Here is a 24,613-nt window from a genome sequence, read left to right on the forward strand (position 1 = left end):
AAAAGGGCCCCAATGGACCCTTTTCATTTTCCTTCAGCATGCTTTTACGGCGCGTATTGTGAGTATTTTTGCCAGATGGGCGCGGTATTTTCCCGATCCGTGCAGATCTGCGATCATCTCTTCTCCGGGCAGGTTCAGCGGGTCGATTGCGCCTGCGCTGAAGTCGGCGCTCAGCGCCGCTTCGGCCTCGGTCCAGCGGAACACGCCGTCATTGCCCGCCCCGGTCACCGCCACGCGCACGCCATCGGCAAACTTCGCCACGAAGACACCGCATAGCGCAAACCGCGAGGCCGGCTGCTCGAACTTCTGATAGCTGGCCGCCTGCGGGATCGGAAAGCGCACCGCGGTGATGATCTCGCCCTCCTCCAGCACGGTGCCGAACAGCCCGTCAAAATACGCATCCGCAGCGATCTCACGCGCAGAGGTCACCACCACCGCCCCCGAGGCCAGAACCGCCGAAGGATAACACGCCGCCGGATCGTTATTCGCCACAGACCCGCCAATCGTACCGCGATTGCGCACCGCCGGATCGCCGATCCCCCCCGCCAGCGCGGCCAGCGCCGGATAGGCCCCCGCCTCGGCCGCCACAGTCGCATGAGTGCTCGCGCCCCCCACGCGCAGCACACCGTCCGCAGAGGTCACCCCCTGCATCTCGGCAATCCCCGCCAGACGCACCAGCGCCGAAGGCATCGCCAGCCGCTGCTTCATCGTCGGCAGCAGGGTCTGTCCACCCCCCAGCGCCAGCGCCTCCTCATCCTTCAAAGCCTCCACAGCCTCGGCCACCGATCCGGGCGCCACAAAGTCAAAATTATACATCTCGTTTCTCCTCCCAAAGCGCCCAGAGCCACAGCCCAACCCGCTTCTTTGTTCCATAAATACTCATTGCGGCGGCGCCGCACCCGCCGCGCCGCCCCAAAACAAAGCCTCAGCCCCCCTGCATCGCTTCCCAGACCCGCGACGGGCTGACCGGCATGTCGATGTGATCCACCCGGTACCCCCCGCGCTGCAACGCATCGATCACCGCATTCACCACCGCCGGCGGGCTGCCGATCGCCCCGGCCTCGCCGCAGCCCTTCACCCCCAGCGGGTTATGCGTGCACGGCGTCTGGCACGAATGATCCACATCGTAAAACGGCACATCCGAGGCCCGCGGCATCGCGTAATCCATGAAGGATCCGGTCAGCAGCTGGCCGTTCTCATCATAGACGGTGTTTTCCAGCAGCGCCTGGCCGATGCCCTGCGCCACGCCGCCATGCACCTGACCGGCCACGATCATCGGGTTGATCACATTGCCAAAATCATCCGCCGCGGTGAAGGCCAGGATGTCCACCTTGCCGGTCTCGGGGTCCACCTCGACCTCGCAGACATAGGCGCCCGAGGGATAGGTGAAGTTGCTGGGGTCATAAAACGCGGTCTCCTCCAGCCCCGGTTCCAGGTTCTCCAGCGGGTAGTTATGCGGCACATAGGCCGCCAGGGTCACATCGCCCCAGGCCACGGATTTATCCGTGCCCGCCACGCTGAACTGGCCGTCTTTCAGCTCGATATCCGCCTCCGAGGCCTCCAGCAGATGCGCGGCGATGGTCTTGGCCTTGTTGATGATCTTCTCGGTCGCGCGCACCATGGCCGAGCCCCCCACCGCGATGGAACGAGACCCGTAAGTCCCCATACCCATTGGCGTTTTCGAGGTATCGCCATGCACGATGTCGATCTGGCTGACATCAATCCCGATCATTTCCGACACGACCTGCGCAAAGGTCGTCTCGTGCCCCTGCCCGTGGCTGTGGGACCCGGTAAAGACGCTGATGGAGCCGGTCGCATTCACCCGCACGGTGGCGGATTCATACAGCCCCGCCCGCGCGCCCAGCTGGCCCACCAGATTGGACGGCGCAATCCCGCAAGCCTCGATAAAATGCGCCAGGCCGTAACCGCGCAGCTTACCGCGCGCTTTGGATTCGGCTGCGCGCGCGTCAAACCCCGCATAATCCGTCATCTCCAGCGCCTTATCCAAGGTCGCGTGGTAATTGCCGGTGTCATAGGTCACCGCCACGGGCGTGTCATAGGGGAACTGCTCGGGCTTGATGAAGTTCAGACGGCGCAGCTCGGCCGGGTCCATGCCGATCTCGCGCGCGGCCTTGTCGATGACGCGTTCCAGCTGATAGGTCGCCTCGGGGCGCCCGGCCCCGCGATAGGCATCCACCGGCACCGTGTTGGTGAACACCGCCTTTACGTTCACATAGATCAGCGGCGTGGTGTAATTGCCCGCCATCAGCGTGCCATGCAGCCAGGTGGGAATCGACGGCGCAAAGGTGCTTAGATACGCGCCCATATTGGCATAGGTATCGGTGCGCACGGCGGTGAACTTGTGGTTCTCATCCATCGCCAGTTCGATCTTGGTGACGTGATCGCGCCCATGCGCATCCGAGATGAACGCCTCGGAGCGCGAGCAGGTCCATTTGACCGGCCGGTTCACCACTTTGGACGCGTAGGTCACAAAGGCCTCTTCGGCATAGTGGTAAATCTTCGAGCCAAACCCCCCGCCCACATCGGGCGCCACGACCCGCAGTTTATGTTCCGGAATGGACAGCACAAAGGCCCCCATCAGCAGCCGGATCACATGCGGATTCTGGCTGGTGGTGTAGAGCGTATATTCGTCATTGGCGCGCGCATAATGGCCCACGGCCACGCGCGGCTCCATCGGGTTGGGAACCAGGCGGTTGTTGACCAGCTCCAGCGTGGTGACGTGATGGGCCGACTTGATGGCCGCGTCCACGGCCTCGCGGTTTTCTTCGACAAATCCCCAGTCATAACAAAGGTTTGAGCTCAGATCCTCATGCACCTTGGTGGCCCCGTCCTTCAGCGCCTCCTTCATGTTCAGCACCGGCTCCAGCTCTTCGATCTCCAGCTCGATCGCCTCGGCCGCGTCGCGCGCCTGTTCCAGGGTTTCGGCCACCACAACCGCGATGGGATCGCCCACATGGCGCACCTTGCCCTCGGCCAGAATCGGGTGTTTGGGTTCCTGCATCGGCTGGCCATGGCGGTCCGTCACCTGCCAGCCGCACGGGATGCCGCCCGCCGCCGCAAAATCGGCAGCGGTAAAGATCTTCACCACCCCCTCCAGCGCCGACGCCGCGGCCGTGTCCAGCCGCGCGATCCGCCCATGCGCCACATCCGAGCGCAGGAAATACGCGTGGGTCTGGCCGTGAATGTTGATGTCATCGGTGTAATTGCCGGCCCCCGTCAGGAAACGGACGTCCTCGCGCCGTTTCGTGCTGTCGCCGATGCCGCCCGCCTTGGGCATGTCCTTGGGCATGTCTTTGGGCATGATCTCTCCTCCCTGAGAAAATCGTCCTGTAATCAGTGATTTATGCTGCGCTCTTCATTCTGCCGCCACGGCACCCACGTCCTGACCGGACGCCGCCATGATCGCCTTGACGATGTTGTGATAGCCCGTGCAGCGGCAGATGTTGCCCTCCAGATGATGCCGGATCTCGGCCTCAGTGGGCTTGGGGTTGTCCTTCAGCAACGCCGCCGCAGACATCACCATCCCAGGCGTGCAGAACCCGCATTGCAAACCGTGATGATCCTGAAACGCCTGCTGCAAAACGCTCAGCGTTCCGTCCGCAGACGCCTGGCCCTCAATCGTCGAAACTTCTGACCCATCCGCCTCAACCGCAAGCATCGTGCAGCTTTTGATCGCAACACCGTCAACATGCACAACACAGGCCCCACATTGCGACGTGTCACACCCAACATGCGTCCCACTCAAACCCAAACCAAAACGCAAAAAATCAACCAATAACGTCCGACTCTCAACATCAGAAATATGAAATATTCCGTTTACTGTCATTGTAACTTTGGTCATTGCATCCTCCCTGAAGCAAATCTTCGTATCAGCCGCCAAAAATCCGTTTCAGCAGACCTTTCTTAGGGGCGGCCTGCTGCACCGTTTCCTCTGCGGCGGCGGCCACTGCCTGGGCCGGAGTGGTTTCCTCGGGGGGGTCGCCCTCAACGGCGGTCTGGAAACGCTCGAAGAACTGATCGGCCATTTTCTTGGCGAAACTGTCGATGATACGGCTGCCCAGCTGGGCCAGTTTACCGCCAACCTTGGCGTCCACCTCATACGTCAAAAGGGTGCCGGTGCCGTTATCGGCCAGCGACACCTGCGCGCCGCCTTTGGCAAAGCCGGCCGCGCCTCCTTTGCCCTCTCCGGACAGGGTCAGGCTTTCGCCTTCGACAATATCCGAAAGGGTCACAGCGCCCTTGAAAGTAGCCTTGACCGGGCCGACCTTCTGCACCACCGTCGCCTCAAACCCGTCGGCGGCCGAGCCGGTCATTTCCTGGCAGCCGGGCACGCATTCTTTCAAGACATCAGCCGAGAGCAAAGCCTGCCACACCGCGGCGCGGGGGGCGGAGATCTCGCGAGTATCCTTAAGTTCCATAGCTATTCTCCTGTTCTTCTGACCAAAAGTAAGGCCCGAAACCAGAGGCAAAGCTATTCGACCAAAGGCCTAGAAAGGTCGCGTCAGCGCAGATCGGGCGGGGTAAAGGTCAGACCATGGTCTGCAAATATCCGGGCAATCCGGCCATCCTGCATGGCCGAATAGATCGCATCATCCACCGCATAGGCCAGCGGGCGATACGCGAAATGCACGCCCACGCCCACCGTCCATTTGCCCACGCCAAAGCCCGGCAACGGCGGGGTATGGATGTCCATCGCCTCGGTCAGGCTGAATTCCAGTTGGGCACGCGGGCCCATCGCGGCCTTTGTCTCGGCCCGGTCCAGCCCACCCATGGCCTGTTCGTAATTGGCATAGCGATAGACATTCGCGGCCAGTTGCCCGCCGGGAAAGGAGGACAGGTAGAAATCAGCGATCGAGTCATTTTCAACCGCGACCTTGTCAAAGCGGAAATAGGCCGGGATCGGTTTTTCATCGGGCTCGGGATAGGCGTCCTTACGGTAGGCAATCGCGATTTCCTCGACGTGGTATTGCCCGGTAAAGACCACCTGCTCGATCCGGCAGGCAAATTCGCTGTCATAGGGCACGTGCAGCATCACGTTGGCCACCGACCCGCCCACAATCGGCCCCTTCCAGAGCCAATTGCGCAGGTCCGCGTCCAGGGATTCGCCCGCCGAGACCAGATTGAACCGTGCCTCGACCCCCAGATCGGCGGCGATCATGCGGCCGATCTCGATGTCCACGCCCTTGATCTGGCCGTTCTCCTCATAGGACCAGGGGGCGAAATCCTCGTAGGCGGCGAAGGTCATGAAGCCGCGTTCGCGGATCGTATCCAGATCCTGCCCCACAATATCGCGTGAGGCATTCTGAGGTTTTGCCTGGGGCACATAGTCCTCACATCTGGCCGAGGCATGGGTCCCGGCGAGGAAGGAGAGACTCGCGAAGAGTCCGAGGGAGAGAGACGTTCTGACCATGTGCCCCCTGCCTTTCCGCTAGTGAGTTGCGGAAAGTCCGATTGTCAGTTGCTCGGCAGCGCCCGCATAATCCGGCGCGTCACCCGAAATCAGGCGCGCGGCGCGATAGGCCACACTGTCGGCCAGCGGTGCGCCCGAGCCGGTTTCGATCTGATCCGCGATCCCCTGCAATTCTGCTTGCAGCGCGTCCCGGTCGCCATCTGCCCCGCCGGCCATCGCGCTTAGCTGATCGCGAATTTCCTTCAGGCGGGGGGTGTATTCATCCAGCTCGCCATCATCGGGGCGGGTTTCGATATAGGTGCGGATGGCCCAGGCCGCCTTCTGGCCCAGCAATTCGCCAAAGGCCGGCATTTTGGTGATCCCGTTCTGGGTATAGCCGGTCACGAAGCGCTCGACATACCATTCATCGCCGAATTCCTCGGCCTCCAGATAGCGCAGATCCGGCGCCAGCCCCCCCGAGACAACGCCCAGCCCGTGGCAGCGCGCGCAGTTCTGATTATACCCGCTGTCGCCGATTTCGATCGCGGCCTGCCAGACGTCATCGCCCAGGCTGCGATAGGGGTTCTCGGTCAGCCACTCCTCGCCTACATCGGGCAGAGCGTCGGTGTTCATGGGCTGCGGGGCCACATCGCCGTGGGCCAGCGCCATGCTGCCCATCGCGATCAGGCCCAGAGCGGTCAGAGTCGTGCGTTTCATCCTTAAGTCCTCACCTTAACTGTGGAATGTGACGGGTCTTAGCCCGTGTTCCTCAGCCAGGGATATTCGACCTTGGTTTAGGTTCTGCGGGAATCCCGACTTTGGTCCTATGGAACGTCCCCTGAAGGTGCCTTTAGGCTGGCCTCATCAGGGAGGATATTTCGTGAAACGCTTGCTACTGGCATTGTTTTTGCTGGCGAATTCCGCTGTCACCGCGACGGCGGATATAGATTTGCGCATTGTCTACCTGCACCATGAACAAGATCGCCCGCCGGTCCTGTCCAACCTGTCCGCCCCCCCCGAAGACCTGGGCCAGGCCGGAGCCGAGCTGGCGATCCGCGACAGCATGACCACCGGGCGGTTTCTGGGGCATAAATATGCGCTGGAGCTGATCACGGTTGCAGCCCAGGCCGACATCCTGCCCGTCGCCCGCGCGGCGCTGGAGCGCTCGCAGATGCTGGTGCTGGACATGCCGGGGGCTGAAATGCAGGCCATCGCGGACCTGCCCGGCGCGCAGAATGCGCTGCTGTTCAACGCCACCGATCCCAGCCCCGCCCTGCGCGATGCGGATTGCCGGGCGAACCTGTTTCACACCCTGCCCAGCCAGACGATGCGGGCCGATGCGCTGATGCAATTCGTCCAGTCCAAACGCTGGAGCAAACTGGCGCTGATCGCGGGCACGCATCCGGGCGATCAGGCCTGGGCCGACGCGCTGGACCGTAGCGCCCGCAAATTCGGACTGAAAATCGGCGCGCAGAAAACCTGGGCCTTTGATGCCGACATGCGCCGCAACGCCGCCCAAGAGGTGCCGCTGTTCACGCAGGATCTGGGCACATACGATCTGCTGCTGGTCGCGGACGAGCTGAATGATTTCGCCCGCTACATCCCGTTTAACACCTGGCTGCCGCGGCCGGTGGCGGGCTCGACCGCGCTGGTGCCGGTGGCCTGGGACCGGGTGGTGGAACAATGGGGCGCGGTGCAGATGCAGAACCGTTTTCACGAACAGAGCGGCCGCGCCATGCAGCCCGAAGACTATGCCGCCTGGGCCGCGATCCGCAGCCTGTCCGAGGCCGCAACCCGTACCGGCAGCTCGGATCCAGCGACCCTGCGCGCCTATCTGCTGTCTGAGACTTTCCAACTGGCCGGTTTCAAGGGCCGGCCCCTGTCCTTCCGTCCATGGAACGGCCAACTGCGCCAGCCCATTGCGCTGGTCAGCGGTCAGGCTCTGGTCGCGCAGGCACCTTTGCCGGGGTTCCTGCACCAGGTCTCAGAGATGGACACGCTGGGGCTGGATCGCCCCGAAACCAAATGTGAGGCTTTCGAATGAAACCATATCTATTGTCTGCCCTTCTGGCCCTGCCCGGCGCGGCCTTCGCCGAAGAAATCTGGGTCACCAATGAAAAGGACGACACGGTCAGCGTGATCGACGTCGCCACGCTCGAAGTGACCCGCACCATCCCCACGGGGGAACGCCCGCGCGGGATCACCTTCAGCCAGGATTATTCGCGCGTGTATATCTGCGCCTCGGACAGCGATACGGTGCAGGTGATGGACCCTGAAACCGGGGAAATCCTGCACAACCTGCCCTCGGGCGAAGACCCGGAACAATTCGTGCTGCACCCCAATGACCGGCACCTCTATATCGCCAACGAAGATGACGCGATCACAACCGTTGTGGACACGCAATCACGCACGGTGATCGCTCAGATCGACGTTGGGATTGAACCCGAGGGCATGGCCGTCAGCCCCGATGGCAAGATCGCCATCACCACCTCGGAAACCACCAATATGGCGCATTGGATCGACACCGAAACCCAGCAGCTGTTCGCCAATACGCTGGTCGATTCCCGTCCCCGGCACGCGGAATTTGCCGCCCACGGGTCCGAGCTGTGGGTCAGTGCCGAAATCGGCGGCACGGTCAGCGTGTTTGACGTTGCCACCCAGGCCGAGAAGGCCAAGATCCGCTTCAAGGTGCAGGGGGTTCACCCTGACCGCGTGCAGCCCGTGGGCTTTGAATTCACCGGCGATGAGAAAACCGCCTTTGTCGCGCTGGGGCCCTCGAATCATGTGGCCGTGGTGAATGCCGAAACCTATGAGGTCGAAGACTACATTCTGGTCGGCCGCCGCGTGTGGCACATGGCCTTTAACACCGACAAATCGCTGCTGTTCACCACGAACGGCGTGTCCGGCGACGTCACCGTGATCGACGTCGCCAAGCGTAAACCCCTCAAAACCATCAAGGTCGGCCGCTTCCCCTGGGGCGCGGCGCTGCGGCCGTAACCAATTGGGAGCTTTTCAAATGCGTTTCTCTGCAATCGTGGCCGTGATGGCCGCTCTGGCCCTGCCCACCGGCACCCTGGCCGATGACGACGACGATGACATGAAATTCGGCATGGCCGGCATCCTGTCCTCGAAAAACAAACAGGACCTGCCCCCCGTCATCCTGTCCGCCGGAATGCCCCTGGCCGATGCGCCCTGGGTGCTGAAGTCGGGCACCTACTATGAATTCGAAATTCAGGGCGACGGCAGCCAGGAACTGGCGCTGGTGGGCCCTGAGTTTTTCCGCGCCATCTGGGTGGATGAGATCGTGGTCGAAGGGCTGGAGATCCGTCCTCTGGGCGTCGATTCCGTGGAATTCGACGAGGCCGGCGAGATGGAGATCGGCTTTGTCGCGATCAAACCGGGCAGCTATTACCTGAAGGTGCCCGGCTCGACCGGGGAAACCCAGCGGCTGGAGATTACCATTCAGTGAGCGGGCTCAGCGTTCAGGATCTCAGCTTTGCCTACGGGCCGAAACAGGCGTTGAAACAGGTCAGTTTCAGCGTCCGTCCGGGCGAATTCTGCGCGCTTCTGGGGCCAAACGGGGCGGGTAAATCCACGCTGATGAGCCTGCTGACGCGGCTGTTTACCACCCCGCATGGCAAAATCTCTGTCGCGGGCCACGATCTGGCCCGCGATCCGCGTAAAGCACTGGCCAAAATCGGTGTCGTTTTCCAGCAGAGCACGCTGGATCTGGACCTGACGGTCTATCGAAACCTGTCCTATTTCGCCGCGTTGCACGGGCTCTCGGGGCGTCAGGCGCGCCACCGGATTGACGCCGCTCTGGACCGGCTGGGCATGGCCGAGCGCGCCCATGAACGTGCCCGCGACCTGAACGGAGGCCACCGCCGCCGCACCGAAATCGCGCGCTGTCTGCTCCACGATCCGGCGGTTCTGCTGCTGGACGAACCCACCGTTGGCCTGGATGCCGAGGCGCGGCGCAGCATCACAGATCATGTCCACGATCTGGCACGCGATCAGGGACTGACCGTGTTGTGGACAACCCACCTGACCGACGAGGTGCGCGATACGGACCGTCTGATCGTGCTGCATCAGGGCCGGATTCTGGCCGATGGCCACGCCGGAGCCCTGCGCGCCCAGGCCCCTTTGGCCGATTACTTCCTGACCCTGACCGGAGCCCCGGCATGAACGGCTATCTGATTGCCCTGCGCGCGATCATCCTGCGCGAGGCCTTGCGCTTTGTGCGGCAACGCGGGCGGTTCATTGCGGCGCTGGTGCGGCCCATGGTCTGGCTGATCGTCTTTGCCGCCGGGTTCCGGGCTGCCCTGGGCCTGTCGATCATCCCGCCCTATGAAACCTACATCACCTATGACATCTACATCATGCCCGGCCTGTGCGGGATGATCGTGCTGTTCAACGGGATGCAAAGCAGCCTGAGCCTGGTCTACGACCGCGAGATGGGCTCGATGCGGCTGCTGCTGACCAGCCCCCTGCCCCGATGGTGGCTGCTGCTGTGCCGGCTGATCGCCTCGACGGTGATTTCGGCGGTGCAGGTCTACACGTTCCTGGGGCTGGCCGCGCTCTATGGGATCAGCTTTCCGGCGGTTGGCTATGTGGCTGTCCTGCCCGCGCTGCTGATCACGGGGCTGATGCTGGGGGCGCTGGGGCTGGCGCTCAGCTCGACCATCTCACAGCTTGAGAATTTCGCCGGGGTGATGAATTTCGTCATCTTCCCGATGTTCTTTCTGTCCTCGGCGCTGTACCCGCTGTGGAAAATGGCCGAAAGCTCCAGGCTGCTGCACGATATCTGCGCGGCCAACCCGTTCACCCACGCGGTCGAGCTGATCCGCTTTGCGCTCTATGGTCAGGTGAACCTGCCCGCGCTTGGCTGGACCTGTCTGGCAGGCGCGATTCTGATGGCGCTGGCGCTGTGGGGCTATGATCCGGCGCGCGGGTTGTTGCAGCGCAAAAGCTAAGACCAAAGTCTTACGACCACGAGCCCCTACGTCAACGGCGGGTAATCCCGTACACTCGGCCCCAGGAGGATCCGACATGAAACCCTATGTACTGATTGCTGCGCTGGCCCTTGCCGCCCCCGCAACCGCGCAAGAGGATGACCCCGGCGGCACATTGAACCCGATGGATACCGGATTTGGCCGGATCATGCTGAATGTGGATCAGGGGCATCTGGACATGCCCACCTGCGCCACCGGATATTACATCACCAAATCCGGCCGGCATGAACTGGCCCGCAAACTCTTCGAGGCCTGCGCCAAGGCCGGCTATACCGGTGCGATGACCTGGATGAGCCAGTTGGACAATAACGGGCTGGGCGGAGAGTATAACCCCGATGCCGCAGCCGACTGGGATCTTCAGGCCGCCAATGCGGGCGATCCGGTGGGCAAGTTCAACTATGGCCTGGACCTGATGCGCGGCCACGGCGTTGCCAGAAACGAGGCTCTGGGCCGTCAATATGTCGATCAGGCGGCCAGCGAGGGGCTGCAAATCGCCAAACGGCTACAGGGCGCCGATTACGATCTGGACGAGGTAACGCCGGATGCGGACAACTGGAAATACGCGCCGCTGTTCTAAACACCGGCTTTGCCAACCAGTTTTGCTTTCGGCACATTTTCAGCACAAAGGGGCCCGCGCGGCCCCTTTTCTACGACTTTGGTCGTACGACCAAAGTACTATGTAAGCTTTTGCTTTTATTGACCTTTATCAAGATAAGCCACTATTGAACAGGGCTAATCTCGGCGCATCAAAACCCTTCGGAGGATATGATGAGACCCGACCTTCCTGCCCTGACCATGGCCCTTGGCCTGTTCGCCCTGCCTGCATTTGCCAGCGATGCCACCTTTGAGAAAGTCAAAATAGACGCGGGCGAGCAGCTGTTCGCAGCCGAGTGCCGCCGCTGCCATGCCACCGACGCCCAGCACGACAGCTATGGCCCGCCCCTGGAAAACGTGATCGGCCGCGCGGCGGGCAGCTATCCCGACTACGATTACTCGATGGCGCTTGAGGCCTCGGGGATCGTCTGGACAGAACCGGCCCTGCGCGCCTGGATGCAGGATAACCAGGGCTTCATGCCCGGCACGAAAATGCGCCATGTGGGCATTCAGGACGACACCGTTCAGGACTTTATCCTGGCCTATCTGCGCTCGATCACCACGCGGGACGGCAGCGCAATCCGCGAGTGACCTACTCGATCACCAGACGCGGGAGCCAATGGCTGTCCGCGTCTGCCGCGTGCAGATCCTCATCGGAAATCGGGCGCAGATTGCCCGGCGCAGGCGGCGCGGAAAGCACATCCATGTTCATCTCGTGCAGCGTGCCGACGATGCGATCGCCATCCAGCTTCAGGCGATAATACACCCCGTTCCACATGTTGATCCCGTAATCCGTGGCGCCCTTCCACAGGAACAGCAGGTCGTATTCCAGATCCGTCAGATCATCGGCGCGGACCTGGCGCCGGTTTTCATAAGGGTACGGCACATGGCACCAGTATTTCTGCGGCCCCTCGTGACATTTAAACGGCCGCATCGAAAGGAAGTGGTCGGCAAATCTTTCGTCATCCCAGACCAGGGTGTAGCGGCTGAAACCGTCCTGAGAATCAAATCGGATAGCGCCTAAGCTTTGCCTTGCACCACCTTGTTCCTGAACGAAAATATGTTTTTCTCCGCTCAGGGGATCGGCCCCCGCAGCCTGGCCGGCCAGCCCCCCGAAACACAGCGCCAGAGCAGCGCCGATCATTGAGTTTGCTGTCATTTTTTCTCCTCCTGATGGCTGCACATAGGATCGCGCCCGCCCTTGGCCAGAGGTCGTACGACCATTGTGCAATTTCGCCCCCCAAAGCGCGGGTCGATAATGTCCCATGCAGCATACATCGCCAGGCAGTCCGCTTTGGCGCTGCACTGGATCACCCTATAGGGAGGGAACCGATGAACCGGTTTATCATGACAGCCGCCGCAGGCATTCTGGCAGCCACCACTGCCCATGCAGGCGTCACGGAAAGCGATCTGAAAAACGATCAGACAATGACCAACCAAGTGGTCACCAACGGGATGGGACGTCATCTGCAGCGCTATAGCCCGCTGGACACAATCAACAAGGAAAACGTGGACAACCTGGTCCCGGCCTGGGCCTTCAGCATGGGCGGCGAAAAACAGCGCGGTCAGGAAGCGCAGCCCATCGTTTATGATGGCGTGATGTATGTCACCGGCTCTTATTCGCGGATGTATGCCATCGACGTGATGACCGGCAAAGAGCTGTGGCAATACGATGCCCGCCTGCCCGAAGGCATCCTGCCCTGCTGTGACGTGATCAACCGCGGCGCGGCCATCTATGGCGATAACATCTATTTCGGCACGCTGGACGCCCGCATCGTGGCGCTGGACCGTAAAACCGGCAAAGTCGCCTGGCGTAAGAAGATCGCCGACTACAAGGCCGGCTACTCCTACACCGCGGCCCCGCTGATCGTGGATGGCAAGATCATCGTCGGCAACTCGGGCGGTGAATTTGGCATCGTGGGCATGGTCTACGCCTATGACGCCGATAATGGCGATCTGATCTGGACCCGTCCGATGATCGAAGGCCACATGGGCACCTACATGGGCAAAGAAAGCACCATGACCGGCGAGCTGAACGCAACCTGGCCGGGTGACATGTGGAAAACCGGCGGCGGCGCGACCTGGCTGGGGGGCTCTTATGACGCGGACACCGATACGCTGGTGTTTGGCGCGGGCAACCCTGCCCCGTGGAACAGCCACCTGCGCAACGCGGGCACCCCGGTCGATGGCAACAAGGGCGATAACCTCTATGCGGCCAGCCGCGTGGGCATCGACCCCGAAAACGGTGAAATCAAGTGGCACTTCCAGACCACCCCGCGTGAGGGCTGGGACTATGACGGTGTGAACGAGGTTGTCGCCTACACCGATCGCAGCGGCAACAAGCGCTACGCCACCGCCGACCGGAACGGCTATTTCTACGTGCTGAACCGCGAAGATGGCGCCTTTGTCTCGGCCAGCCCCTTCGTCAAGGACATCAGCTGGGCCAGCGGCATTGACGAAACCGGCCGCCCGATCTTTGTCGAGGAAAACCGCCCCGGCAACCCGGCCGCCTCGGCTGACGGTAAAAAGGGCGAAGTGATCTTTGCCTCGCCCTCGTTCCTGGGCGGTAAGAACTGGATGCCGATGGCGTTCAGCCAGAAAACCGGCAACTTCTATGTGCCCAGCAACGAATGGGGCATGGACATCTGGAACGAGCCGATCACCTATAAGAAAGGCGCCGCCTATCTGGGTGCGGGCTTTACCATCAAGCCCAACTACGAAGATCACATCGGCAGCCTGAAGGCGATTGATCCCGAAACCGGCGAATGGAAGTGGGAATTCAAGAACGACGCACCCCTGTGGGGCGGCGTGATGACCACCGCCGGCGGCCTGGTGTTCTTTGGCACCCCCGAGGGCGAGTTCATCGCCCTGGATGACGAAACCGGCGAAAAGCTGTGGTCGTTCCAGACGGGCTCGGGCATCGTGGGTCAGCCCATCACCTGGGAAATGGACGGCGAGCAATATGTCTCGATCGTGTCCGGCTGGGGCGGCGCTGTGCCTCTGTGGGGCGGCGAAGTGGCCAAGAAGGTCAACTATCTGAACCAGGGTGGCATGGTCTGGACATTCAAGGTTCCGCGCCAGATGGCCCAGAACTAAGGCTCTGATCCCATTGAAATCCTGCTGCGCGCGCCCCTGACGGGCGCGCGTTTGCATTATACGACTTTTAGGTACCTAGGATCGCGCCCCCCCCTTTGCTAGCCTTTTCCCAAGAGCACAGAACAAGGCATAATATGGCTATGGACATTCCAGGCGCCCCAAAGGCAAAGACTTTCAGCTCGGCGTTGATCGTGGACGATCACCCCCTGTTCTGTGACGCGCTGTCGATGACGCTGCATTCCAGCGCCGGCATCAGCAAGATCGAAACCGCCGCCACCCTGCAAGAGGGCATCGCCAAGATCGAAGAGCAGGGCTCTCCGGATGTGGTGGTGCTGGATTTGAACCTGCCGGATGTGAACGGGCTGGACGGGCTGGTGCGCATTCGCAATGCCACGCAGGCGCCGATCGTTGTGGTGTCCTCGATGGCCGATAACCGCGTGATCAGCGGCGTGATCCATGCCGGGGCCAACGGGTTCGTGCCCAAACACAGCCAGCGCGAAGTGTTCCAGGCGGCCTTTGACGTGCTGCGCAATGGCGGCATTTTCATTCCGGCCGGCTATATGCTGCTGGATCCCGAAACCGCCCCCAGCCAGAGCGACACGCTGGAACGGCTGGCCTCGTTGACCAACCAACAGGCCCGCATCCTGCAACTGATCTGCGAGGGCAAGCTGAACAAGCAAATCGCCTATGACCTGTCGATTGCCGAAACCACGGTGAAGGCTCATGTCACCGCGATCATGCGCAAACTGGGCGTGCAAAGCCGCACCCAGGCCGTTTTGATCGCCAAGGAAACGAGCTTTAACAACGTGTTGCAAGACCGCGTCTGAGACGCGTACCATCCACAGGTTACGTTTGGGAGGAGAACCTGATGGAGCTAAGCCGCGACCCGCCTGGGGCGCTTGCTGGTGTGTATGACATTGTGCGCTCGGCCTTTGCCGATGCGCGCGATCCTCATGCCGTGCAGCATCTTGCCGATACGCTCTGTCCGCAGGATCTGGATCTGGTGATTCTGTTTGTCTCGCCTGCGGCCGACATCCGTGCGATTGCCGCCATGGCGCACGAACGCTTTGCCCCGGCCCGTGTTGTCGGCTGCTCCTCTGCCGGAGAGCTGTGCAGCCAGGGCTATACCGAAAATCAGATCGTCGCCGTGGGGCTCCCGCGTGAACATTTCTGCACGCGTGTCATGGTGATCGAGGATCTGGACAATTACGACCAGCAGGAACTGATCAGCGAACTGATCCGCGGGCGCAACGATATGGCGCGCGAAACCCCTGACTGGATGTCCGAATGCGCCATGCTGCTGGTGGACGGGCTGACCATGCACGAGGACGAGCTGACCGCGCATTTGTCCATGGGCGTGGGGCCTGTGCCTTTGTTCGGCGGCAGCGCGGGCGATGGGGACAGGTTCGAGCAGACTTATGTGCTCTGGGATGGGGTGGCCCGGCAGAACGCCGCGTTGGTTGTGCAGATGCGCACAGATTGCGAGATCGAGGTCTTCAACACCGACCACCTGCTGCCCACCGAACAGCGCATGGTCGTTACGGGCGCCGATCCGGCCCGCCGCGTGGTGCATGAAATCAACGCCGAGCCTGCGGCGCTGGAATATGCGCGCCTTCTGGGCAAGGACCCCGCGCAGCTGACCACCTTTACCTTTGCCGCTCATCCCGTTGTGGTGCGGATCGGCGGGCAGCATCATGTGCGCTCGATCCAGCGGATGGAGCCGAACGGCGATCTGGTCTTCTTTTCGGCCATCGACGAAGGCGTGGTGCTGACGCTGGCCGAATCCTCGGATATGGTGGCGCATCTGAACAATCACCTGTCCAAACTGACCGCCAAGGGCAAACCCGATGCCGTTCTGGCCTTTGACTGCGTGTTCCGCCGGATGGAGGCCGAACAGATGCAGCTGGCCGGGCAATTGTCGAATATACTGGCGCAATATAACGTCGTCGGCCTGTCCACATATGGCGAGCAAATCAACGCCCGCCATGTGAACCAGACCCTGACCGGCGTGGCGATCTACCCGCCGAAAGGGCGCTGACATGCTGAACGGCCTGATCAACTCTGGCGATAGCCTGGAGAGGCAAAACGAAAAACTGCTGAAGATCGTCTCGACCCTGATGCGCCGGGTCGAGCAGGACACTGACAGCTCGGGCGTGGCCTATGCGCAGTTCCAGCGCGCCGTCATGCTGGAGGAAGAGGTCCGCGCCCGGACCCGCGATCTGGAACGCGCGCTGGACCTGCTGAACGAATCCAACGCCAAACTGGCCATCGCCAACCAGGAAACCGAGGCCGCCCGCGCCGATCTGGCCAATGCGATCGAAACCGTGCAAGAGGGCTTTGCCCTGTTCAATGCGGACGAAGAAATGGTCATGTGTAACAGCCGGTTCGGGATGCATATGGGCGACATCCGCGACCGGCTGAAACCGGGCCTGCTGTTTCGCGACTATGTGCGCCAGGTCTCGCGTTCGCGGTTTTTGTCGCTGCCGCCCTCGGAAACCCCGGAACAATGGGAATCGCGCCGCATGGAGCGGCACAAGGACAGCAGCGTGATCTTCAACGTCCGCCTGACCGGCAAACGCTGGATTCAGGTGTCCGAGCACCGGACGGCCTCGGGCGGGACGGTGATCTTGCAAACGGATGTGACCGACATCGTGCGCCTGGAACGTCAGGAACGCGAGCGCCTGATGGACGATCAGGCCCGCCTGATCCGCGCCACGCTGGAACATCTGAAGCAGGGCGTGTGTATCTTTGACAGTTTCGGCCGGCTGGTGGGGTGGAATCACCGGGTCTCGGAACTGCTGTCGGTGCAGGTGAAACGCTTTCATCTGGGCAGCAAATTCACCACCATGTGCAACCATTTTCGCAACGCCTATACCCTGTCGGACTGGATCACCCTGGACGAGCTGGTCGATTGGGCCGAGGGCAAAATCACCCGCGAGCCGCTGTCCTTTGAAATGCAGCGCGGGCTGGATCTGACGCTGGCGGTGTTCATGCAGGAAATGCCCGATAAGGGCTTTGTGATCAGCTTCACCGACATCACCGCCGAACGCATGGCGATCCGCGCCATGACCGAAACCAAGGAATCGCTGGAACACCGGGTGCTGGAGCGCACGCTGGAACTGGAGGACGCCCTGTCCGAGGCCGAGCGCGCCAATGCCTCGAAATCGCGCTTCGTGGCGGCGGCCAGCCACGATCTGTTGCAGCCCCTGTCGGCGGCCAAACTGTACATGGCCTCGCTGCAAAATGACATGAAGGGCACCGAGCCGGGCAAATTGATGACCAAAGCCAGCGCCGCGCTGCAAAGCGTCGAGAACATCCTGGGCGCGCTGCTGGACATCTCGAAACTGGATTCGGGGCTGGCGAACACCCATCTGTCCACGATTGATCTGGGGCTGATGCTGCGGCAGCTGGGCGACGAGCTGGGCCCCAAGGCGCAGGCCAAGGGGCTGGATTTCCGGCTGGTCCCCACCAGTGCGAAAATTGCCAGCGATGCCACCTATTTGCAGCGCATTTTGCAAAACCTGATGTCCAACGCGGTGCGCTATACCCAATCGGGCAAGGTTCTGGTGGGCGTGCGCAACCTGCCCAACAAGGTCCGGGTCGAGGTCTGGGACACCGGCCCCGGCATCGCCGAGGACGAGCAGGACACGATTTTCGGCGAGTTCCAGCGCCTCAATGCCACGGCCAGCGCGGCCGATGGGATGGGGCTGGGCCTGGCCATCGTGGAACGGGCCTGCGCGCTGTTGCAGCATCCCTTGCATCTGGACTCCGAAGTGGGGCGCGGGACGGTCTTTTCTGTGGAATTGCCGCGCGCGCAGGTCCATGCCGTGCCGGTCCATGCGCCCGTCTATGGTGCCCGTCTGCAAGCCAATGATTTCAGCAATATGGTTGTCCTGCTGGTGGAAAATGACGATGAGCTGCGCAATGCGCTGACCATCACGATGGAACAATGGAGCGTCGATGTGCTGGCCTGCAAAAGCGGCCAGGAGGCGCTGGACCTGCTGGATGAAATTGATCTGAGCCCGGATGTCGTGGTGGCCGATTACCAGCTGGACGAGGGCAAAAACGGTCTGGATGCCGTTGCTCAGGTGCGGGCGCGCTGCGGGGCGGTGCCGGCCTGTATCATCTCGGCCAATCGCTCGACAGAGCTGGTGCAGGCCTGCGCGCGCGCCAGCCTGCCGCTTTTGTACAAACCGATCGAGCCAACGATGCTGCGCGATTTCCTGCGCAACCCCAAATCCGAACCGCCGCCCAAACCGCGGGGCTGGCGGCCGCATGACGCGATCACGCAGTAACGCTTAGCCCACCTGCCGGCCGTGACACCACACGCCGCGAATGACCGGCGTGCCCTGCACCCGTGTGATGCGCACCAGATCGGCGTGCAGCCCCTCGGCAATGCGCCCGCGATCCATCAGCCCCGCCGCGCGCGCGGGCGTGGCCGTCACCGTGGCAATCGCGCGGGGCAGATCATCCCACAGATCGGCCAGCAAAAACGCCGAGGTCATCAGCGCCGAGGGCACGTAATCCGAGCTGATAATATCCAGCAGGCCTTTTTCAGCCAGCTCATGCGCGGCCACATTGCCCGAATGCGAGCCCCCCCGGATCAGGTTCGGTGCGCCCATCATCACCTTTATTCCATGATCATGACAGGCCTGCGCGGCCTCTACCGTGGTGGGGAATTCGGCCAGCCCGATCCCATGGGCGGCGCTGGTGACAACGTGATCGCGGGTGGTATCGTCATGGCTGGCCAGCACCGCACCATAGCGCGCAGCCTCGGCCACGGCGGCGGCCTCGTGCCGGTCGCCATTTGCCGCACGCAGCGCATAAAGCTGCGCCACATGGGCGTCGAATTCGCTGTCATTCAGGCTTAGCTTGCCCTGGACATACATTTTCAGCTTGGAAATATCGCGAAATTGCCGCTGGCCGGGCGTGTGATCCATCAGGCTGACGATACCGACGCGATCCTGCGGGCCGAACTCGGCCATTTCCTCGATCAGCGTTTCCGAGCAGACCTCGGCCCGCAGATGCAGATAGTGATTGATCCGCAAGGCCCCGGCGGCGCGCAGCTCCCACAGTTCCGATGCCAGGGGGCGGGCGTATTTCACATAGCGCCCCTTGCCATTGGGAATGGATCCCACGCGCATCGCGTCAAACACCGTGGTCACCCCAACCGAGGCCAGTTCCCCATCATGCGCCAGGATCGCGGCGGCATGGGGCCAGTCCACCTTGGGGCGGGGCTGGATGTGGCGTTCAAGGTTATCGGTGTGCAGCTCGATCAGGCCGGGGATGATCAGATCGCCTGCCACATCCACCGCCCCCGCAGGCACCGCCCCGCCGGGGGTGATGGCCGCGATCTTACCATCCCGCATCTCAATCGCGCCGTGCAGCACGTCCTTTTCCAGCACGATATGAGCGTTGGCCAGGGTGAGGGTCGTCATGTTTTCTCTCCGTTCGGATACCCGCGCATGGCACGGTTGCGTGACGTCTGAATGACAGTTTCACGCGCCTTCTGTTTCAGTGTCCAGCGCCGCCAGAAAAGCCGTCACCGCCTGATCCAACGCGCCCGAGTTATCAATGTCCACCACCTTCAGCCCCGCAGGCAGGGGTAGCCGGGCCCGTTCCAGCCGGGCGGCGATGCTTTCAGCCGTTTCGCGCCCCCGCGCTTGCAGGCGCTGCGCCAGCGCCGCATCCGTGGCGCGGATATGCAGCACACGCAGATCGTCAAACACCTGCGCCGCCTGGGTCAGCATTGCGCGCGATCCGTTGAACAGAACCGTGCGCCCCTGCGCAGCGGCCAAGACAGCGCGGCGCGGAATGCCATAGGACAGCCCATGCGCCTGCCAATGCAGCACGAAGGCTCCGGCTGCGGCGCGGCGGGCGAATTCATCGGGGCTGACGGCCTCGAAATCCTCGCCCCCCGCCGAAGCGGGCCGCGTGATCACCCGCCGGACCAGATACAGATCCGGCCGCGCGGCCAGGGCGGCCGCCATCAGCGTGTCCTTACCCACGCCCGAGGGGCCGACAACCGCGAATATGGCACCCTGCCCCATCGCTCAGGCCGCCCGCGCGGGGGTAAAGGCCGAGACGTCAATCTGCCGGTCGGCCACACGTTCGCGCGCGTCATGATCGTGAAAAATGCCGATAACAGCCGCGCCGCGCGATTTGGCCTCTTGGATCAGGGACAGCACGGTTTCGCGGTTGGTGGCATCCAGGCTGGCCGTGGGTTCGTCCAGCAGCATCGCCGGATAGGTATGAGCAAACCCGCGCGCGATATTCACCCGCTGCTGTTCCCCGCCCGAAAAGGTGGTGGGCGACAGGCTCCACAGGGTTTCGGGAATGTTCAGCCGGCTTAGCAGGTGGCGGGCGCGCTCCAATGCGATGTCGCGGTCGGTGCCGATGGCCAGCAGCGGCTCGGCCACCACCTCCAGCGTGGGCACGCGGGGCACCACGCGCAGGAACTGGCTGACATAGCCCAGCGTTTCACGGCGCAATTGCAAAATCTCACGCGGCGCGGCGCTGGCCACATCCACATTCCCCACCCAGATCGCCCCCGAGGCCGACAGGTAATTGCCATAGATCATCCGCATCAGCGTGGATTTCCCCGCGCCGGAATTGCCGATCAGGGCCACGCATTCTCCGGCCGCAACCGAGAACTGCGCGCCCTCCATCACCGGGATAACCGCGCCGCCCTGATTGTGCAGCGTGAAGGATTTCGAGAGGTTTTCAATTCGGATCATGGCTCAGACCTGCAAAATCGAGGACACAAGAAGCTGGGTATAGGCGTGCTGCGGATCGTCCAGCACCTGATCGGTCAGGCCCTGTTCCACCACATGGCCCGACTTCATCACCATCAGCCGGTCCGCCAGCAGACGCACCACGGCCAGATCATGGGTGACGATGATCGCGCTGAGGCCCATTTCACGCACCAATCCGCGCAGCAGATCCAGCAGACGCGCCTGCACCGACACATCCAGGCCTCCGGTCGGTTCATCCATGAACACCAGCCGCGGCCCCGTCACCAGATTGCGCGCGATTTGCAAGCGTTGCTGCATCCCGCCGCTGAATGCCGTGGGGCGGTCATCCACGCGGTCCTCGGTGATTTCCACACGGCCCAGCCAGTCGATCGCCTGCGCCCGGATGCCCGCGTAATTGCGCGCGCCCACGGCCATCAGCCGCTCGCCCACATTGCCGCCCGCGCTGACGCCCATGCGCAGCCCATCGCGCGCATGTTGATGCACAAAGGCCCAATCGGTGCGCGACAGCATCCTCCGTTCGGGCTCGGACATTTGCAGCGTGTCGCGCGGCCCATCGGTGCGCGTGTCGAACAAGACCTCACCGGCATCTGGGGTCAGATGACCGGCAAGGCAGTTCAGGAGTGTGGACTTGCCCGACCCGGACTCGCCCACGATCCCCAGCACTTCGCCGGGAAACAGATCAAAACTGACATCGGTACAGCCGATCCGGACGCCATAGTATTTCGCGACATTGCGCGCCGACAAAAGCGGGGTCATGCGGTTTCCTCCTGCGGGGTCAGATCCGGCGGGGCCAGGCGGCCACGATGGCCCTGATCGCGGCGGGTTTCACAAAAATCCGTGTCCGAGCAGACAAACATCCGCCCGCCCTGATCGTCTGTGATCACCTCGTCCAGATAGCTGCCCTGCGCGCCGCACAGATCGCAGTCATGTTCCGCGCGCATGGGCTGAAACGGGTGGTCCTCAAAGTCCAGGCTGACAACCTGAGTGTAGGGCGGAATGGCGTAGATGCGCTGTTCACGCCCCGCGCCAAACAGCTGAATTGCGGCGCTTTCCAGTTTCGGGTTATCGAATTTCGGGATCGGGCTGGGATCCATCACATAGTGCCCCTCGACCTTCACCGGATAGGCATAGGCCGTGGCGATATGGCCGTGGCGCGCGATGTCTTCGTACAGTTTCACATGCATCAGCCCGTATTCTTCCAAAGCGTGCATCTTGCGCGTCTCGGTCTCGCGCGGTTCCAGAAAGCGCAGGGGTTCGGGGATGGGCACCTGATAGACCAGGATCTGATCCTCGGTCAGGGGCAGTTCGGGAATGCGGTGGCGGGTCTGGATCACCGTGGCCTCGGCGGTGCGTTCGGTCGTGGCCACATCCGCCGTCCGTTGGAAAAACTTGCGGATGGACACGGCATTGGTGGTGTCATCAGCGCCCTGGTCAATCACCTTCAGGCAGTCATCGGGCGTCAGGCAGGCCGCCGTCACCTGCACACCGCCCGTGCCCCAGCCATAGGGCATGGGCATCTCGCGGCTGGCAAAGGGCACTTGGTATCCGGGGATCGCCACCCCCTTGAGGATCGCGCGGCGGATCATGCGTTTGGTCTGCTCGTCCAGATAGGCGAAGTTATAGTCGCTCATTCTGCGGCCTCCTGGGTTTGCGAGACCATGGCCTCGGCGCGGACTTTGCGGATCAGCTCCAGTTCCGATTGGAAATCCACGTAATGGGGCAGTTTGATATGTTCCAAAAACCCCGTCGCCTGAATGTTGTCGGCATGAGACAGCACGAATTCCTCATCCTGCGCTGGGGCGCCCATGTTCTCCTCGCCCAGTTCCTGCCAGCGCAGGGCACGGTCCACCAGCGCCATTGAAATCGCCTTGCGTTCGGTCTGACCAAACACCAGCCCATAGCCCCGCGTGAATTGCGGCGGTTCGGATTTCGAGCCCAGGAACTGATTGATCGTCTCGCATTCCGTCAGGGTGATTTCGCCGATTTCAATGGCGAAGCCCAGCTCGGGGATGTCCATTTCCACAGCCACCTGCCCGATCCGCAGCTCGCCCACAAAGGGGTGATTGCGCCCGTATCCGCGCTGCGTGGAATAGGCCATGCCCAGCACGAACCCTTCGTCCCCGCGTGTCAGCGCCTGAAGCCGCAACGCCCGATCCGCCGGATATTCCATCGGTTTGCGCGTCATGTCGGGCGGGGTTTCCTGCGATTGGGGCTCTGCTTGCAGCAATTCTTCGTCGGACAGGAACGCGGCGATATGGGGCATGTCGCCTTTGGGCGCGGGGGCGGTTTGCGCCTGCGGAGCCTCGCCCTCGGCTGCCAGTTTGAAATCCAGCAAGCGGTGCGTGTAATCAAAGGTGGGCCCCAACACCTGCCCGCCCGGCGCGTCCTTATACGTGGCCGAAATGCGCCGGTCGCAGGCCATTTTCGAGGTCTCAACCGGGTGCGAATGCCCGATCCGCGGCAAGGTCGTCCGATAGGCGCGGATCAGGAAAATCGCCTCGATCAGATCGCCCCGCGCCTGTTTGATCGCCAGCGCGGCCAGATCCGGATCATAGAGCGAGCCCTCGGCCATCACCCGGTTCACCGCCAGCGAGAGCTGCTCGCGGATCTGTGCCAGGCTAAGCTCGGATATATCCGGATCGCCCCGGCGTTCCTCGGCCAGCCAGTCATGGGCGTTATCAATGGCGCGCTCGCCCCCTTTGACAGCGACATACATCACAGATCCTCCACAAGGGTGCTGCGCGGCAGACCGGCCAGGCGGTGGCCCGCAGCAAAGTAGAAATCCAGCCCCAGCGGGAACAGCTGGCGGTTCGCACGGAAGGCCGCCGTTTCGGGCAGCGACAGGCGGGCGTGGCTTTGGATACCGGGGCCGGTCAGGCGCGGACCCGAGTTCGACAGCGCATCCAGTTCCACAATCAACGTGGCAGACCTGTCCGGATATTCGGCATCCCCCACCGGATAGGCGCTCAGCGGAGTCAGCGCGGCCCATGTCCCCAGCGCGAATTGCGCCTGGGACGCCGCAACGATGGGCGCCCCGATATGAAAGGCCACCCAGTCGCGCACCTCTGCCCCATCGTGGCCGGGGGCCAGGAAAACCGGCGTTTCGGCATCGCATAGCGTCAGCAGCAGCGCCGCCGCAGCGGGCGAGACCGGCGCGGGGGCCTGCGCGCCGTGCAGCTCGGCGATGCGGCCGGGACGGGCCAGCACGTTCAGCGCCGCGCGAAACGCCGCCGCCGATTGGACCGCAGGCTGCGCAAAGCCGCCCTGAAGGCTTTTGTCCAGCATCAATCCTCTCCTCTGACCATGGTAAAGAAATCCACCCTGGTGGCGGCGGCCTTGGCTGCGCGGGTCTGCCGGGTGTGCTCTTGGGCCTCAGCCAGCGGCTGCAAAACGCTGGCGCGCATTTCATCCGCGCGGCCCGTCTGCATCAGCGCGTCGATCAGCGCGGCCTGCTGGGCGTGGGTCTTATCGCGCCCCTGCACATAGCCATGCCCCACCTGCCCCGAGCCCAGCCGCACCGCGCAGCGCGTCACCGTCATCTCACCCAGGTTAAAGGGCGCGCCGATGGCTCCGGCGCGGCCCCGCACCATCACCCCGCCCACCTGAGGCAGGCGCAGCCATTCAAAATCGGGCCAGTCGGGCACCCGTTCGGCCAGCGCCGCCACCTGCGCCGCCGGGGCCTTGGCCAGCAGGCTCATCCAGCCTTTGCGCGCCGCAATATCCACCGTTTCCATTCCCATCTAGAC

At 62.5% G+C, this 24,613-nt stretch carries 26 protein-coding genes; 11 read left to right on the plus strand and 15 right to left on the minus strand.

All coding sequences use genetic code 11. The features are described 5' to 3' along the window. Positions 1–33: 33 nt before the first annotated feature. The 6 genes from ACP15O_RS15130 to pedF form a co-directional block, all read right to left on the minus strand. Positions 34–816, minus strand: a complete 783-nt coding sequence (locus ACP15O_RS15130; RefSeq protein ID WP_425095911.1) for an FAD binding domain-containing protein — start codon at positions 814–816, stop codon at positions 34–36. Positions 817–925: 109 nt separating this feature from the next. Then, entirely contained in the window at positions 926–3,298 is a 2,373-nt protein-coding gene (locus ACP15O_RS15135) for a xanthine dehydrogenase family protein molybdopterin-binding subunit (protein ID WP_425095920.1), read from the minus strand. A gap of 78 nt (positions 3,299–3,376) precedes the next feature. Further along, complete coding sequence (locus ACP15O_RS15140; protein WP_425096961.1) at positions 3,377–3,862, minus strand: (2Fe-2S)-binding protein; 486 nt, start codon at positions 3,860–3,862, stop codon at positions 3,377–3,379. A gap of 28 nt (positions 3,863–3,890) precedes the next feature. Then, positions 3,891–4,439, minus strand: a complete 549-nt coding sequence (locus tag ACP15O_RS15145; protein WP_425096962.1) for an SRPBCC family protein — start codon at positions 4,437–4,439, stop codon at positions 3,891–3,893. Positions 4,440–4,522: 83 nt separating this feature from the next. Next, positions 4,523–5,344: a substrate-binding periplasmic protein gene (locus ACP15O_RS15150; RefSeq protein ID WP_425096963.1), complete on the minus strand. Its 822-nt coding sequence runs from the start codon at positions 5,342–5,344 to the stop codon at positions 4,523–4,525. Positions 5,345–5,449: 105 nt separating this feature from the next. Further along, positions 5,450–6,127, minus strand: a complete 678-nt coding sequence (gene pedF, locus ACP15O_RS15155) for a cytochrome c-550 PedF (protein WP_425096964.1) — start codon at positions 6,125–6,127, stop codon at positions 5,450–5,452. Positions 6,128–6,290: 163 nt separating this feature from the next. On the opposite strand from pedF, the gene ACP15O_RS15160 reads away from it, so the two are divergent. The 7 genes from ACP15O_RS15160 (at position 6,291) to ACP15O_RS15190 (ending at position 11,607) form a co-directional block, all read left to right on the plus strand. Beyond that, positions 6,291–7,454 carry an ABC transporter substrate-binding protein gene (locus ACP15O_RS15160; protein ID WP_425096965.1) on the plus strand — a complete coding sequence of 388 codons (1,164 nt, stop codon included), beginning with the start codon at positions 6,291–6,293 and terminating at the stop codon, positions 7,452–7,454. After that, complete coding sequence (locus tag ACP15O_RS15165; protein WP_425096966.1) at positions 7,451–8,407, plus strand: YVTN family beta-propeller repeat protein; 957 nt, start codon at positions 7,451–7,453, stop codon at positions 8,405–8,407. Before ACP15O_RS15160 ends, ACP15O_RS15165 begins: the two co-directional genes overlap by 4 nt. A gap of 19 nt (positions 8,408–8,426) precedes the next feature. Next, positions 8,427–8,879, plus strand: a complete 453-nt coding sequence (locus tag ACP15O_RS15170) for a cupredoxin domain-containing protein (RefSeq protein ID WP_425096967.1) — start codon at positions 8,427–8,429, stop codon at positions 8,877–8,879. Next, on the plus strand, positions 8,876–9,595 hold the full coding sequence (locus ACP15O_RS15175) for an ABC transporter ATP-binding protein (RefSeq protein ID WP_425096968.1): 720 nt from the start codon (positions 8,876–8,878) through the stop codon (positions 9,593–9,595). The genes ACP15O_RS15170 and ACP15O_RS15175 overlap by 4 nt, the downstream gene beginning before the upstream one ends. Then, positions 9,592–10,383 carry an ABC transporter permease gene (locus ACP15O_RS15180; protein ID WP_425096969.1) on the plus strand — a complete coding sequence of 264 codons (792 nt, stop codon included), beginning with the start codon at positions 9,592–9,594 and terminating at the stop codon, positions 10,381–10,383. The genes ACP15O_RS15175 and ACP15O_RS15180 overlap by 4 nt, the downstream gene beginning before the upstream one ends. A 76-nt stretch (positions 10,384–10,459) precedes the next feature. Then, positions 10,460–10,999, plus strand: coding sequence for a tetratricopeptide repeat protein (locus ACP15O_RS15185; protein WP_425096970.1), 540 nt, complete (start codon positions 10,460–10,462; stop codon positions 10,997–10,999). A 191-nt stretch (positions 11,000–11,190) separates the two neighbouring features. Then, complete coding sequence (locus tag ACP15O_RS15190; RefSeq protein WP_425096971.1) at positions 11,191–11,607, plus strand: c-type cytochrome; 417 nt, start codon at positions 11,191–11,193, stop codon at positions 11,605–11,607. Between the two features lies 1 nt (position 11,608). On the opposite strand, the gene ACP15O_RS15195 is transcribed toward ACP15O_RS15190, so the two are convergent. Continuing rightward, a complete protein-coding gene (locus ACP15O_RS15195) occupies positions 11,609–12,175 on the minus strand; it encodes a hypothetical protein (RefSeq protein ID WP_425096972.1) in 567 nt (188 codons plus the stop codon). A gap of 173 nt (positions 12,176–12,348) precedes the next feature. On the opposite strand from ACP15O_RS15195, the gene ACP15O_RS15200 reads away from it, so the two are divergent. The 4 genes from ACP15O_RS15200 (at position 12,349) to ACP15O_RS15215 (ending at position 18,407) form a co-directional block, all read left to right on the plus strand. Beyond that, a complete protein-coding gene (locus ACP15O_RS15200; protein ID WP_425096973.1) occupies positions 12,349–14,112 on the plus strand; it encodes a PQQ-dependent methanol/ethanol family dehydrogenase in 1,764 nt (587 codons plus the stop codon). Positions 14,113–14,252: 140 nt separating this feature from the next. Next, positions 14,253–14,939 (plus strand): response regulator, encoded by a 687-nt coding sequence (locus ACP15O_RS15205; RefSeq protein ID WP_425096974.1) that lies wholly within the window; start codon positions 14,253–14,255, stop codon positions 14,937–14,939. Between the two features lie 41 nt (positions 14,940–14,980). Further along, a complete protein-coding gene (locus tag ACP15O_RS15210) occupies positions 14,981–16,150 on the plus strand; it encodes an FIST N-terminal domain-containing protein (protein WP_425096975.1) in 1,170 nt (389 codons plus the stop codon). A 1-nt stretch (position 16,151) separates the two neighbouring features. After that, positions 16,152–18,407: a hybrid sensor histidine kinase/response regulator gene (locus ACP15O_RS15215; protein WP_425096976.1), complete on the plus strand. Its 2,256-nt coding sequence runs from the start codon at positions 16,152–16,154 to the stop codon at positions 18,405–18,407. Positions 18,408–18,410: 3 nt separating this feature from the next. Here the strand turns inward: ACP15O_RS15215 and ACP15O_RS15220 are convergent, their stop codons facing one another. From ACP15O_RS15220 to phnG, 8 genes are read right to left on the minus strand one after another with little or no spacing between them, the layout of a single operon-like run. Next, positions 18,411–19,550: an alpha-D-ribose 1-methylphosphonate 5-triphosphate diphosphatase gene (locus tag ACP15O_RS15220; RefSeq protein WP_425096977.1), complete on the minus strand. Its 1,140-nt coding sequence runs from the start codon at positions 19,548–19,550 to the stop codon at positions 18,411–18,413. A gap of 60 nt (positions 19,551–19,610) precedes the next feature. Continuing rightward, complete coding sequence (gene phnN, locus ACP15O_RS15225) at positions 19,611–20,162, minus strand: phosphonate metabolism protein/1,5-bisphosphokinase (PRPP-forming) PhnN (RefSeq protein WP_425096978.1); 552 nt, start codon at positions 20,160–20,162, stop codon at positions 19,611–19,613. 3 nt (positions 20,163–20,165) lie between these two features. Next, complete coding sequence (phnL, locus tag ACP15O_RS15230) at positions 20,166–20,849, minus strand: phosphonate C-P lyase system protein PhnL (RefSeq protein WP_425096979.1); 684 nt, start codon at positions 20,847–20,849, stop codon at positions 20,166–20,168. Positions 20,850–20,852: 3 nt separating this feature from the next. Continuing rightward, complete coding sequence (gene phnK / locus ACP15O_RS15235; RefSeq protein WP_425096980.1) at positions 20,853–21,623, minus strand: phosphonate C-P lyase system protein PhnK; 771 nt, start codon at positions 21,621–21,623, stop codon at positions 20,853–20,855. Continuing rightward, positions 21,620–22,498, minus strand: a complete 879-nt coding sequence (locus ACP15O_RS15240) for an alpha-D-ribose 1-methylphosphonate 5-phosphate C-P-lyase PhnJ (RefSeq protein ID WP_425096981.1) — start codon at positions 22,496–22,498, stop codon at positions 21,620–21,622. The genes phnK and ACP15O_RS15240 overlap by 4 nt, the downstream gene beginning before the upstream one ends. Next, positions 22,495–23,583: a carbon-phosphorus lyase complex subunit gene (locus ACP15O_RS15245; RefSeq protein WP_425096982.1), complete on the minus strand. Its 1,089-nt coding sequence runs from the start codon at positions 23,581–23,583 to the stop codon at positions 22,495–22,497. The genes ACP15O_RS15240 and ACP15O_RS15245 overlap by 4 nt, the downstream gene beginning before the upstream one ends. Beyond that, positions 23,583–24,152 carry a phosphonate C-P lyase system protein PhnH gene (gene phnH / locus ACP15O_RS15250; RefSeq protein ID WP_425096983.1) on the minus strand — a complete coding sequence of 190 codons (570 nt, stop codon included), beginning with the start codon at positions 24,150–24,152 and terminating at the stop codon, positions 23,583–23,585. The genes ACP15O_RS15245 and phnH overlap by 1 nt, the downstream gene beginning before the upstream one ends. Further along, positions 24,152–24,607, minus strand: coding sequence for a phosphonate C-P lyase system protein PhnG (gene phnG / locus ACP15O_RS15255; protein WP_425096984.1), 456 nt, complete (start codon positions 24,605–24,607; stop codon positions 24,152–24,154). The genes phnH and phnG overlap by 1 nt, the downstream gene beginning before the upstream one ends. Between the last annotated feature and the right edge of the window lie 6 nt (positions 24,608–24,613).

Origin of the sequence: Youngimonas ophiurae (nom. illeg.) (assembly GCF_049803795.1) — a bacterium.
Lineage (GTDB): Bacteria > Pseudomonadota > Alphaproteobacteria > Rhodobacterales > Rhodobacteraceae > Thalassobius.